We start from the raw sequence: 12284 nt of genomic DNA, 5'->3' as shown, positions 1-12284 counted from the left end.
AAAGACGCGGCTCGGAAAAGAACAACGGAAGCTATTGACGATAAAGGGTACACATCATGATCAGCCGAGGAATTAAAGGAGTTGGAACGCTCATTTCAGGCGCCATTCTGGCTTTGAGTGCGGGGACGGTCGAGGCAAAATCACCTGATTTAAGGCTCATCCCCAGCCGTTCCATTACATCGGCTGAATGTCCATTCGAACCTGGAGCCGCTATCGCTGGCCGAGTGCAGTGTGGTCAACTTAACGTACCCGAGAACCGCGAGAATTTAGCCGGGAAAAATGTAACCATTTTCTTTGCAGTGGTTCAGCCAGAGCAGCAAATTGCCGATCGAGATCCTATCCTTTTCGTAATGGGAGGTAATGGATCTGGCCTGAAAAATCTTAAACGCCAACCAGCCTTGGCGCATCGGCTCGCGCGAAATAATACTTTAATCTATGTAGATCATCGAGGTTCGACACCTTGGGGCAAACCAGACATGTCCTGTGCTGAGTTTCCGGAAGGTCTGGATGCAGCCGACCCCAAAGCCGATCCAGCAAACGTCGAGAAATGTCGCAACAGTCTTGCTTCCAAGCTCGACATTAACGCATTCGGTGCTTTTGAAGCAGCCCAAGACCTTCGCGACCTCCGGATCGCCTTGGGAATCGACCGTTGGAGCGTCTACGGTGTTTCATATGGTACCACCATTGCTCAGCGACTGAATTTCATCGACGGAGAAGCAATTAAGGCCATCGTGTTTGATGGCATGTCCGGCGTTGAATCCAATTCATTCGGCAAATCCTTTGTTCTTCAGCCGCTCGCTGAACTTCTTGATGAATGTGCTGCCGTGAAGGAATGTGTCTCTGCGTATCCAAAGCTGCAATCCGATCTGGAAAAGGCCGCAAAAGCCTTGCAACGTCGACCGCGAAACATCGGAGGTGAAAGGATCTCAAATGTTGAGTTTCTCGATCAAATCAGGCTGGCATTGGCCAATCCAGATCTTCGTGGCCGAATTCCACTCGCGATCTCACGCGCAGCAAAACAGGATTACGAAGCCTGGCGAAAGCTTGCTAATCCAGAAGCCAATTCCGGAAGTAAAGACCCCGCTTTCACCTGGCCCAGTTCCGTTTGTCGCGACGAATTTCCGCGCATGGAGCGATCCGATTCCAATGGTTTTCCCACGCGGTCCTTTGATGCGGCGGTAGTATCGGGGGCAAGAATGACATCATTCGAGACTTATGATTGGGCTCGTTTTTGTCCCCGTATGGGTTTCACGACGAGCGATCCAGCAACAATAGCCGTTGTAAAATCGGACACGCCGGCTTTGTTCTTTGCGGGACAACTGGATTTGGTAACGCCCACATATCAGAGCATTGAAACCTCAAGGAATTTCAGTTTGTCGACCATAATAGAGTTTCCGCTTACTTGGCACTTCACTTTGATCAACCAGCCTGAATGTGCGGCTGGGATAATGCTTCAGTTCTTTGATCGACCTACTGCTCCTATTGTTCGAACATGCGTTGACGCATTGCCGAAAACAAAGTGGGTGATAGAATGAGGTCCATCGCATCGGATTGCCACCTCGACGATCATATTGGTATACCAATAGACGATATTATCAGGCATTACCGCTTTAAATTGCCTTGATACGTCTATATGGTATACCTTTAATATCACAGTATGTTGGATCAAAGGAGGGGGCATGACGAGTAAGGCGCAGCGTTCGGATGTCGCGGTCGTGTCAGACATTTTAGACAATGCGCAATTCTCGCATTTTCATCTAATCCTTATCTTGCTCTGCACATTGGTGGCCATAGTCGATGGTTTTGATACCACGGCAATGGCGGTCATCGCGCCCACCGTCGCACAGGACTGGGGATTGAGCTTGCCTTCCTTTGCGCCGGCTTTGTCAGCATCGCTTGTCGGCATGGCATTCGGAGGAGCCATAGGTGGTATCCTCGGAGATCGCTACGGGCGTAGGCCGGTCATGATCACGATGTTTTCGGTAGTAACGATAGCATCATTAGCTTCAGGATTCGCCCGCAACATCTTCGAACTCGAAGTCTTGCGTCTGCTAACAGGTTTCGGAATCGGCGGGACGATCCCGTTAGGTGCGGCTTTGGTTGCGGAATATATGCCCAAGAAAATGCGCAGTTTTCTGCTAGTGGTTATGTTTAGCGGTCATGCTTTGGGTGGAACTTTAGCCGGATTGGCGGCCCCGGCGCTTATTGATGGCTTCGGCTGGCAAGGTGTTTTCTTCGCTGGAGGCGTCGCGCCGGCGATCTTGGTTGTAACGCTTCTGATTTCCCTGCCCGAGTCAGCAAGGTTTCTGACAAACCGGGGTGACGATGTATCACGAGCGAAGGCTATTGCTCTTCTTGGCAAAGCCAATCGAGACTGCCAGATCGCAAATGACGCAAAAGTCGTTACTGGCGAACAGGAAGCCGAGCGAGGTTCGGTAAGGGACCTGTTCAAAGGTAGTCGAGCCACTCAAACAATTTTGTTGTGGATCACATTCTTCGCTACCCAATTTGTGCTTTTCGGTCTGGGGAGTTGGCTAACAGGCGTGCTCACCGAGGCAGGGCACAGTCAGGCCCAAGGTGCTTATGCACAAATGCTTCATAATCTTGGTGGAGTTTTCGGGAGCCTCGCTTTCGGTTTATTGAGTGATCGCCTGAGTGCTCGGCCAGTACTGATAGCCGTGAATTTCGGGTCAATAATATTTATTGCGGGACTGGGGATGTTTGCGGCATCTGACTTTGTCCTATTGATGGCACTCTTTTCGGGAGTGTTCGTACTTGCAGCTCAACTGTGTTTGAATGCCTACACGACCGGGCTCTATCCGACTCCCTTGCGCGCAACAGGAGTTGGATGGGCGTTGAGTTTCGGCCGACTAGGCTCAATTCTTAGCCCATTGGTAACCGGAGCCCTCATGGCGCGGGATTGGACGCCAAGCAGCCTATTCTTTGCAATTGCGGCTGTACCATTGATCAGCATCGTCGCGCTCATGTTCATAAAAGGCGCGCGACACGAGACCGACGGAGGCATTGGGGTTCATTGATGGCAAGTATAAGTAGCAATAAGTAACCAAATCTGATGAGTGCTGTTCCGAATGCGATGTATTTCGAAAGTCTATTTCTTATAAGAACTTATCTCGATTTTGTGCGCGCAGCCTTACATATTTAATCGTCGCCAACATTTAGCATTGATCGTCATTTACCAGAGCAAAAGCCTAATAAACCATAACGAGGTCGCTGTATTTAGACTTCCAATGCCGATCTGAGTGGCTCTAACTTTAAAAACTTGAGGAGTGCATCCATGAAGACCCGCGCAGCAGTTGCGTTTGAAGCGAAGAAGCCGCTCGAAATTGTTGAGCTAGATCTTGAAGGACCCAAGGCTGGAGAGGTGCTCGTCGAGATCATGGCAACCGGCATTTGCCACACCGACGCCTACACGCTCGACGGTTTTGACAGCGAGGGGATTTTCCCGAGCGTATTGGGTCACGAAGGCGCAGGTGTGGTTCGGGAAGTCGGTGCGGGTGTAACCTCGGTCAAGCCTGGCGACCATGTGATCCCGCTCTACACCCCAGAATGCCGCCAGTGCAAAAGCTGCCTATCGGGCAAGACCAATTTGTGCACCGCGATCCGCGCGACGCAGGGCAAAGGGCTGATGCCCGATGGCACAACGCGCTTCAGCTATAAGGGCCAGCCGATCTTCCATTATATGGGTTGTTCGACCTTCTCGAACTTCACCGTGCTGCCCGAAATCGCGGTTGCGAAAATCCGAGAAGATGCACCCTTCCAATCGAGCTGCTATATCGGGTGCGGCGTGACCACCGGTGTGGGCGCCGTTATCAACACCGCCAAGGTACAAGTGGGCGACAATGTCGTCGTCTTCGGGCTTGGCGGTATCGGCCTCAACGTCATCCAGGGTGCGCGGCTTGCCGGTGCTAACATGATCATCGGCGTCGACATCAACCCCGACCGCGAAGAATGGGGCCGCAAGTTCGGCATGACCGCTTTCCTCAACTCCAAAGGCATGAGCCGCGAGGATGTGGTCGCGAAGATTGTCGAGATGACCGACGGTGGTGCCGATTACACCTTTGACGCAACCGGCAATACCGAAGTGATGCGCATCGCGCTCGAAGCCTGCCATCGCGGCTGGGGCACCAGCATCATCATCGGTGTCGCCGAAGCCGGCAAGGAAATCGCCACCCGCCCGTTCCAGCTCGTCACCGGGCGCAACTGGCGCGGCACCGCCTTCGGCGGCGCCAAGGGCCGCACCGACGTTCCCAAGATTGTCGACATGTACATGACCGGCAAGATCGAGATCGATCCGATGATCACCCATGTCATGGGTCTTGAAGAGATCAACACCGCGTTCGACCTGATGCATGCGGGCAAGAGCATCCGCAGCGTTGTAGTGTATTAAGACTGACCTTGGTCTGTATGGGGCAAGGCCGGCGGATGAAATCGATGGCGTCGCGTGTTAGGTTTGGCAAGCGCAAAGGCCAACCGACTTGGCTACGCTCGGAGTTGATAAAGCCAGATGGCAAGTGAGCAGTTCGTTCCCGCCGGCGCACACACGTTCTAGTGCATCAATTCCTCTTGAGAACTCATTCTATTCACTATGACTATCACTCTTAACTTGAGCAGCGAATGATCAATATGAAGCCTAAATTGCTCATCAGAAGCGTAGAAGCAGGTCTACCAGCACCGACTCGTCTGATTTTCGTTACCCGGATTGGACGAGGGCTTTTATGAAAATCCGCCTGGCCATTATCTTTAGCGCCAAAAAGCTTCGTGAGGCTTTCGAACTCGAACTGAAAGGTCCAAATGCTAGCCAAGTTCTGATCGACGATGAGGAGGCCGCCGATGTATGATCATGGAGCGCATCTGCTCATCGTGCTAATATCCAGCCTCGCATTGACGGCGCCCGTTCCACCTATGGCGCAGGGTCGCTCAATGTTAGTAGCCACCTGCATGGGTGGGAGCAGCCGAATTGATATTCCGGCCGATCCGTCAACACCCACGGGTCATGAATGCTGCAAAAAAGGCTGCCACGCGGCAAGCATCCGGCGCAAAAAGCAAAAAGGCGGGGATGACGGCGGCTGCTGAAATGTCGAATGGCTCACTCGACCTAAGCTGCCCTACTTGCCTATTGATAGTGTAGCTTTGGCCACTGTAAAACCCGCGACCCGCTCGTTCCAGTTCGTTAACGGGCGCAGCTGGTGCAGAACTGCGTTCGGTGTTGCGCCAATAAATTTCCAGCGAATCATCGAGGCCTCGGTTGGACCGAGTCTTATTGTAAAATGACGACGGTCGGAACGCTCGCTCAGAGTACCTATGCGGTTAAATCACTCGACGATGAACGTCTGACGCGCTCGCTGCTCGATGTGGCGAGTTCGCTGCAGGCATTGGTCTCTACTCAGCTGCTCGGTTTGGGCAGCCTTGCGAAAACTTTGTTGAGCCGGTTCAGTGATTCAGCAACATCTTCGTCCGACATAGTTCCGGAAATGTAAATGCGGCTACCCGCGCCGATCGAAACCCCTTCTTCCATGCAGATTAAGCGGAAGGCGCCGCGGCGGGCAGCATCGGCGGCTTCCAGCTCTGCGGGGGAATGGGCGACCTGCGCCTTCAGGAAGTCGACGTAGATCTGCCCACGCGGTCCTTGCAGGAACAGGTCGTCGTGGCCGTATGCGGCCGCCATTTCGCGTAGTGCCTGCCTGAAGCGGGTCTGGATGCGGTCGACATTGCGGAACCATACCCCGTCGTCTTCGGCCAGCAGGTCGAAGGTTGCGATTGCCGCGGCCATGCCCAGGGGGAAGCAGTTGAATGTGCCCGCTCCCACGACCCGGCGATCGCTGAGAAGGCCCATAACATCGGCTCGGCCAGCTACAGCCGCGAATGGCAGTCCGGCCGCAATCGCCTTCCCATATGTGGCGAGGTCCGGCGTTACGCCGAAGACCTTCTGTGCGCCGCCCAGATCCACCCGGAATCCGGTAATTACCTCATCAAAACAAAGCAGTACGCCGTGACGATTGCACAGTTCGCGAACGGCTTCGAGATAGCCCGGCCTTGGCGGGCAACCGCCGAAGTTGCACATGATGGGTTCCATGTGCACCAAGGCGATCTTGTCGCCGTACCGCTCCAGGACCGCTTCCAGCGCGTCGACATCGTTCCATTCGATCTTGTACTGGTCAAGCAGCGCAACCGGCGAGCGGCCGGCGGTCGAAGTGTTGAAGCCTCCTGCGGTACCAGGCAGGTCGATAGGGTGAGGAGGCAGATTCGGATCGGGGTTGAGCGAGCCGCCCAGGACACTGTCCATCCACCCGTGATAGTGACCGTCGAAGCGCAGCACATAGGGGCGGTTTGTGAAGGCCCGCGCGAGACGAAACACGAGCTGAACGACTTCGGATCCGGAAAGACCGTATTTGACGAGCTCGGCGCAAGGTATTGCGCTGGTCATCCGCTCGCCGAGTTCGACTTCGAGCGGCGAATAAAACTGGCCGGGCAGGGGGGAGGGTAGTTTCAACAATTGTGCCTCGACTGCAGCGATCCAGCGCGGGTTCCCGTGGCCGAAAATGAGCGGACCCATCGTCAGGGCAAGATCGATATAGTCGCGTCCTTCGACATCGAAGATGCGGTGACCGTCAGATCGTTCAGCAAAGATTGGCGTGATTGGTAGGGGCGGAGCAAGGTTGCTCTGCGGTCCAGTCAAGACCTTGCGGGCTCTCTGAGCCCAATGTGCATTACTGCTATCCATTCCGCGTTGTCCTCGTTCAGGTATACGGATAATATTCATCTATCTAAAATAATCAACGATATCCGATGATTTATTTCCTACATAATCACACTTGGTATACCCAACAATCTTATGGGTGTTCTGGAAGCGCATCGGCGGCTACTGGACTTCCCAGGGAAAGCTGTCGAGCCGCTCAACTCCATTGGCTGTCACCAGTACCTGAGTTTCCAGCTTGACGCACTCGCGTCCACCTTGCTCGCCGATTAGGCTTTCAACGCAGAAGACCATGCCTTCCTCGAATTGTCCCGGCAACAGGTCTGCGGGGTCGTTGGCGTAGGGCACACCCGGATATTCATCAGCCATGCCGACACCGTGCAATGCACAGGAGTAGCGGTTGGCCATGAAACGTTCGGGAATCGGCCAAGTCTTTTCCATATACTCCCGGAACTCCATGCCCGGACGGATCAAGTTGGTGTTGTGGAGCAGCTGCTCGAGTGCGGTGCTGTACAGCGTGCTCTGTTCATCGGTCATTCGTGTGTGGCCGATGGTCCAAGATCGCGAAAGATCCGCGCAATAGCCATAGGGTCCGATCATATCGGTGTCGAAAGCTAGCATCTCCCCCAACTTACCGACATGATCGGAACATTCCTGAAACCATGGATTGGTGCGCTCTCCGATAGTCAGGAGTCGGGTTTCCAGCCATTCGCCGCCTGACCGGATATTCTCGAAATGAAGTTCCGCCCAGATTTCCTGCTCGGTCTTGCCGGGGAGCGAGTGCTCATACATCCGCGCCATCCCCGCTTCGCATACCCGAATTGTCCAGCGCATCAGTTCGATCTCATCGAGGCTCTTGATCAACCTGGCCTGCTCGGTCATCTGCTGGCCCTCGACCAGCGTCAGCCCTTGTCGCCGCAGCGCATCGGCGCCTGGAAGTTCAAGCTTATCGGTGCCAAGCCTGAGGTTGCCGCCACCACGCTCGCATACTGCCAAGGCGATTTCCGCAGCCCATTGTTCGGCCCGTTCCTCTAGATAGGGACCGGAATACATATAGAAGAACGGATTGGCGCTGCGGATCTCGTCGACTGTATCGAGCCCTTTCGCGAGATGCTCGGCACCGGGATACTCGAAATCAATCGCGTGGCCATCAGCGAAGACCAGCGCATAGTGGAACGGGTTGTGCGTCGCCCATAACTGCATGTTCGACACATCCAGAGCATAGCGAATGTTGACCGGATCGAAGAGCAAGATGGCCACGCAATCATGCTTGATAACCTGGTCAACCAAGCGCTGCTTGCGATAGGCGCGGGCAGCCTTGAGAGTGTCGAGCGGTACCGGGCTGCGAAGCGGCTTGTCGGCTCCCTCCGGATTTAAATAGGCCGCCTTGCGGGCGTCTTTGAAAACTCGGCTCACGACTTTTTCCTTTAACTCAACGTTCCGCATTCGTTTTGGTGCAGTAAAAAGCAATATCCCGTCGGATCGCGCAACGATGGCGTTCACAAACATTCAGTTCATTACGGCCTTTGGTTGATTGCCATTTGCTCATCGAACGGACCCCTCGGAGGCGGCCAATATGGCGCGCCGGAAGGCCAGCCATACGAGCGGTACCAACATGAGTTCGATGGCCAAGGCGACAGCGATGAAGACGGTGCCAATATCGCTCGACGGATGACCCGCCTGGAGCAGCGACAGCGCCCGCCCGATCCCACCTAGGATGACGATTGCGAAACAAAGCTGGAGGATCGTACTATAGCGGCGCAGGTCGCCAAGGCAGACCAGCTGGATCGCGCCGAGCCCAAGCCAGACCGCGCCGAGGAACCGGACCTGGCTGTCAAGGACCGGATCAAGCGGAACGCTTGCCGCGTTACCGACGCCGATGTTAGCCTGTCCGGCCACTCCTATGACGACGTCCATCGCCCCCGTCAGCAGGGCGAGCGACGACAGGAGAACAGTGATGGCTTTGACAAACTTCATCTTGCTTCCCCCTTCGATGCATCCAATGCTTCGCCAATTGCCCGGTTGAACACGTGGGAACCGGTGAGGTTTTGCCCTCCGTCGACGGCGATGCGCGCACCGGAAATGTAAGAAGCCAGAGGTGTGGCTAGGAAAGCCGCCACATTGGCGACATCCTCAAGCTTGCCCATGCGGCCGAGCGGAGTCATTGCCTTCCAAATGGCTGCGGCATCTGCCCCACCCATCCGGTTCATGCCTTCGGTCCCCTCGATCGGGCCCGGCACTATGCTATTCGCACGGATCCCATAACGCCCCCATTCGAGCGCGAGGTTCGCCATCAAATTGTCGATCCCGGCCTTGGCCGCACCGACATGGGCCTGATATGCAAAAGGCACATAGGATTGGCCACCCGAGACAAACAGCAGGCTCCCGCGCGTCTGACGCAATTGTTCGAAGCAGGCGTGGGCGGCATGGAAAGCCCCCAGGAGATCGATTTCGACCACGGTCCGGAACCCCTTCGGCGAAATCGCCTCTGCCGGCGCGACGAAATTGCCGGCTGCGCCGCACACCGCAAAGCCGATTGGTCCCAGCGCCTCGCCGCAGGCGGAGACGGCATCTTGAACCGCAATTTCATCGCGAACGTCCGCAACAGCTGTGAAGACAGTGGCACCAGCCGCTTCGATTAGCTTGCGGCCTGCATCAAGCCGCTCAGCCGTGCGTCCGCAAATGCCAACATTGGCACCCAATAGCGCAAGCGCCCTGCCAATAGCCAGATTGATCCCGCTGCCGCCGCCGGTAATGAAAGCCACCTGCCCGCGCAGGGCGTGGGGGCTAATAAAGTCAGTGATCATTTGCTGCGAGCATCCTTTCACAATGGTGCTGCTGCCTTGCGCTCGTCCAGCAAGCGCTGGCCCATACTTTTGGCTGGCCAACACCGCACAGCCATCGGTCAGGCGTAATTTCCAACTGCCGCGGCGTGTTGTGGCTGGCTGGCGCAGATGGAGAGGGAAGCGATGCAATTCACACAAGGTCTCGAACGGGCCGTGCAACATCATCCGGAAATGACAGCGACAATTTGTGGTTCACGGAGCCAGACCTTCACTGAACTCTACAAAAGGACAACAAGGCTTGCGGGCTGTCTTGCTTCGAAGGAACTGATCAAGGGTGCGCGCATTGCCGTGCTGGCCCTCAACAGCGATCATTATCTTGAGGTCTATCTGGCAACGGCCTGGGCGGGCGCTGTGATCGTGCCTGCCAACTTCCGCTGGAGCCCGGCGGAGATCGCCTATTCTCTGAACGATGCCGGTTGCCAGGCATTGATTGTCGATCAACAGCATGCCGCACTCGTGCCCATATTGCGCGAGCAATGCCCTGGGCTGAAACATGTGTTCCTAATGGGCGGAACCGAAGATGCGGACGGGCTTCTCGGTCTCGACGCCTTGATTGAGGGTTCAGTGCCTCTTCCCCACTCCGGCGCCGGAGGCAACGACCTGCTCGGAATCTTCTACACTGGCGGTACCACCGGACGGCCCAAAGGCGTGATGCTGAGCCATGCCAATCTGTGTTCGTCCGGCCTGTCGATGCTCGCCGAGGGCGTGTTCAACGAAGGCGGCGTTGGCCTGCATGTGGCGCCGATGTTCCATCTCGCCGACATGCTGATGACCACTTGCCTGGTGCTGCGCGGCTGTACGCATGTCATGCTCCCTGCCTTCAGCCCTGACGCTGTGCTCGATCATGTAGCGCGGTATCGGGTGACCGACACGCTGGTTGTTCCAGCCATGCTTCAGGCCATCACCGACCATCCGTCGATCAGCGATTTCGACACTTCAAGCCTGTGCAACATCCTCTACGGAGCATCACCCGCATCTGAAACGCTGCTGCGGCGGACCATGGCTGCCTTTCCCGGCGTTCGCCTGACCCAAGGCTATGGCATGACCGAGAGTGCGGCCTTCATCTGCGCCTTGCCCTGGCACCAACATGTCGTGGCCGATGGCGGCCCGAACCGGCTGCGCGCTGCCGGGCGATCGACATTCGATGTCCATGTCCGCATCGTCGATTCCAATGACTGCGAAGTTCCTCGCGGCGAGATTGGCGAAATCATCGTCAAGGGGCCAAACGTGATGCAAGGCTATTACAACATGCCCGACGCGACCGCCGAGACCTTGCGTGGCGGCTGGCTGCATACCGGCGACATGGCCTGGATGGATGAGGAAGGGTATGTGTTCATCGTCGACCGGGCGAAGGACATGATCATATCGGGCGGCGAGAACATCTATTCCGCCGAAGTCGAAAATGCCGTCGCCAGCCACCCTGCCGTTGCGGCCAATGCCGTCATCGGTATCCCCCATGAACACATGGGCGAAGCGGTTCACGTCGCCGTCGTCCTGAGGCCGGGGTGCACGCTCGAACTGGACGCTTTGCAGTCCCATTGTCGTACCCTGATTGCCGGGTACAAGGTGCCGCGCAGCATGGAAATCATGCCCAGCCTGCCGCTGTCCGGCGCCGGAAAGATCCTGAAGACCCAACTGCGCGAGCCCTTCTGGAAGGGGCGAGATAGCGCCGTAAGCTAGGCGTTGCTCGTTGAAAATTCCAACAAGCCAAACTTTTGTCGAGGCGCTGATGTCAGCAGACAGGCATTGTGCAGGAAACGCACGATCCAGGAGAGTCTGATGTCAACATCGCCGCAGAGTGCAAATGCACAGTTCAATGCATTACGGTCGTGCCCCAAGGTGGCATGGCCGACAGTGGCGCTCTTCGTTGTGTGTACCAACATTATTGGCGGCGTGTGGTATGCCGCCATCGTACACGGATTTCCGCTTTGGCTAGGCGCGCTGGTGAACGGGATAACGGCCTATTACCTGTTCAGCGTCGTCCATGATTCCTCGCACAATGCCGTCAGCAAGAACAAGTTTGTGAACGAACTGCTCGGCAGGATCGGCCTCGTCTATTTCGCGCCGCTCGCACCGATGGATGTGGCCCGATATATCCACATGGCGCATCACAAATATGCGAACGACCCTGATCGCGATCCGGATGGCTATGCGCACAAGCTGGACATGTGGTTTCCGCTACGCTGGCTGAATTTCGACTATTATTACACCAAATGGTTCTTCCAGAAGGGCGGCGATTTTGCCCGTCGCAAATACCCGGCTCTGTTTGCCTATGTCGCTTTTATCCTTACGAGCTGCGCGCTGATCGTCTGGCTGGGATATGGGATGGAACTGCTGATGTTGTGGTTCATTCCGACCCGGATCAGCTCGTTTCTGTTCGTTCTGGTGTTCAGTTTCCTGACCCATCAGCCATTCGAGACTTATGCCAAGGAAGACGAATACAAGGCGACCGCGCTGCGGATGGGCGGGGAATGGATTCTCTCACCACTGATGGCCAACCACAATTACCATCTGATCCACCACCTCTACCCGACCGCGCCGTTTTACAACTACATCAAGATCATGAAGCTGCGCGGCGATGAGATCCTGGCCAAAGACCCGCTGATGCCGCCAACTTTCGGGCTCTCGCCGCGGACGAGGGAGCGGGTGAACCACTAGCCCCTCTTTGCCGCGCACTGCCGACCGCCCATACAAAAGTATGGGTGGTCGACGAGTCTACCGCT

Annotated in this window: 10 protein-coding genes; 6 read left to right on the top strand and 4 right to left on the bottom strand. The window is 55.9% G+C overall.

Annotated elements, in window-relative coordinates:
• The first annotated feature begins 56 nt into the window (after positions 1-56).
• The 4 genes from EUU25_RS08655 (at position 57) to EUU25_RS16635 (ending at position 4859) form a co-directional block, all read left to right on the top strand.
• A complete protein-coding gene (locus tag EUU25_RS08655) occupies positions 57-1535 on the top strand; it encodes an alpha/beta fold hydrolase (protein ID WP_158900132.1) in 1479 nt (492 codons plus the stop codon).
• Positions 1536-1679: 144 nt separating this feature from the next.
• Positions 1680-3038 (top strand): MFS transporter, encoded by a 1359-nt coding sequence (locus tag EUU25_RS08650; RefSeq protein ID WP_158900130.1) that lies wholly within the window; start codon positions 1680-1682, stop codon positions 3036-3038.
• Positions 3039-3295: 257 nt separating this feature from the next.
• Entirely contained in the window at positions 3296-4408 is a 1113-nt protein-coding gene (locus EUU25_RS08645) for an S-(hydroxymethyl)glutathione dehydrogenase/class III alcohol dehydrogenase (protein WP_158900128.1), read from the top strand.
• Between the two features lie 328 nt (positions 4409-4736).
• Complete coding sequence (locus EUU25_RS16635; RefSeq protein WP_281346990.1) at positions 4737-4859, top strand: hypothetical protein; 123 nt, start codon at positions 4737-4739, stop codon at positions 4857-4859.
• A 545-nt stretch (positions 4860-5404) separates the two neighbouring features.
• Here the strand turns inward: EUU25_RS16635 and EUU25_RS08640 are convergent.
• The 4 genes from EUU25_RS08640 to EUU25_RS08625 all read right to left on the bottom strand — a co-directional run bounded on the left by EUU25_RS08640 (position 5405) and on the right by EUU25_RS08625 (position 9522).
• Positions 5405-6742: an aspartate aminotransferase family protein gene (locus EUU25_RS08640; RefSeq protein WP_158900126.1), complete on the bottom strand. Its 1338-nt coding sequence runs from the start codon at positions 6740-6742 to the stop codon at positions 5405-5407.
• A gap of 138 nt (positions 6743-6880) precedes the next feature.
• Positions 6881-8224, bottom strand: coding sequence for a M24 family metallopeptidase (locus tag EUU25_RS08635; RefSeq protein ID WP_222848774.1), 1344 nt, complete (start codon positions 8222-8224; stop codon positions 6881-6883).
• A gap of 36 nt (positions 8225-8260) precedes the next feature.
• On the bottom strand, positions 8261-8692 hold the full coding sequence (locus EUU25_RS08630) for a DUF4345 domain-containing protein (RefSeq protein ID WP_158900124.1): 432 nt from the start codon (positions 8690-8692) through the stop codon (positions 8261-8263).
• Positions 8689-9522 carry an SDR family oxidoreductase gene (locus EUU25_RS08625; RefSeq protein WP_158900122.1) on the bottom strand — a complete coding sequence of 278 codons (834 nt, stop codon included), beginning with the start codon at positions 9520-9522 and terminating at the stop codon, positions 8689-8691. Before EUU25_RS08625 ends, EUU25_RS08630 begins: the two co-directional genes overlap by 4 nt.
• Before the next feature lie 147 nt (positions 9523-9669).
• Between EUU25_RS08625 and EUU25_RS08620 the strand changes: the two genes are divergently transcribed.
• Both EUU25_RS08620 and EUU25_RS08615 read left to right on the top strand, forming a co-directional pair.
• Positions 9670-11241 carry a class I adenylate-forming enzyme family protein gene (locus tag EUU25_RS08620; RefSeq protein WP_281346989.1) on the top strand — a complete coding sequence of 524 codons (1572 nt, stop codon included), beginning with the start codon at positions 9670-9672 and terminating at the stop codon, positions 11239-11241.
• Between the two features lie 99 nt (positions 11242-11340).
• Positions 11341-12219 (top strand): fatty acid desaturase, encoded by an 879-nt coding sequence (locus EUU25_RS08615; protein WP_158900118.1) that lies wholly within the window; start codon positions 11341-11343, stop codon positions 12217-12219.
• Positions 12220-12284: the final 65 nt, after the last annotated feature.

Origin of the sequence: Sphingorhabdus lacus, from assembly GCF_009768975.1 — a bacterium.
In the GTDB taxonomy this organism is placed as follows: domain Bacteria; phylum Pseudomonadota; class Alphaproteobacteria; order Sphingomonadales; family Sphingomonadaceae; genus Sphingorhabdus_B; species Sphingorhabdus_B lacus.
The sequence above is the reverse complement of the archived record's forward strand: the minus strand, read 5'-3'. Positions and strand labels throughout refer to the sequence as shown.

Bases quoted from the DNA above. Each gene is read 5' to 3' on its own strand.
- EUU25_RS08640 (WP_158900126.1), bottom strand. From the start codon at position 6,742: ATGGATAGCAGTAATGCACATTGGGCTCAGAGAGCCCGCAAGGTCTTG.
- EUU25_RS08645 (WP_158900128.1), top strand. From the start codon at position 3,296: ATGAAGACCCGCGCAGCAGTTGCGTTTGAAGCGAAGAAGCCGCTCGAA.
- EUU25_RS08650 (WP_158900130.1), top strand. From the start codon at position 1,680: ATGACGAGTAAGGCGCAGCGTTCGGATGTCGCGGTCGTGTCAGACATT.
- EUU25_RS08620 (WP_281346989.1), top strand. From the start codon at position 9,670: ATGGAGAGGGAAGCGATGCAATTCACACAAGGTCTCGAACGGGCCGTG.
- EUU25_RS16635 (WP_281346990.1), top strand. From the start codon at position 4,737: ATGAAAATCCGCCTGGCCATTATCTTTAGCGCCAAAAAGCTTCGTGAG.
- EUU25_RS08630 (WP_158900124.1), bottom strand. From the start codon at position 8,692: ATGAAGTTTGTCAAAGCCATCACTGTTCTCCTGTCGTCGCTCGCCCTG.
- EUU25_RS08615 (WP_158900118.1), top strand. From the start codon at position 11,341: ATGTCAACATCGCCGCAGAGTGCAAATGCACAGTTCAATGCATTACGG.
- EUU25_RS08625 (WP_158900122.1), bottom strand. From the start codon at position 9,522: ATGATCACTGACTTTATTAGCCCCCACGCCCTGCGCGGGCAGGTGGCT.
- EUU25_RS08635 (WP_222848774.1), bottom strand. From the start codon at position 8,224: ATGTTTGTGAACGCCATCGTTGCGCGATCCGACGGGATATTGCTTTTT.
- EUU25_RS08655 (WP_158900132.1), top strand. From the start codon at position 57: ATGATCAGCCGAGGAATTAAAGGAGTTGGAACGCTCATTTCAGGCGCC.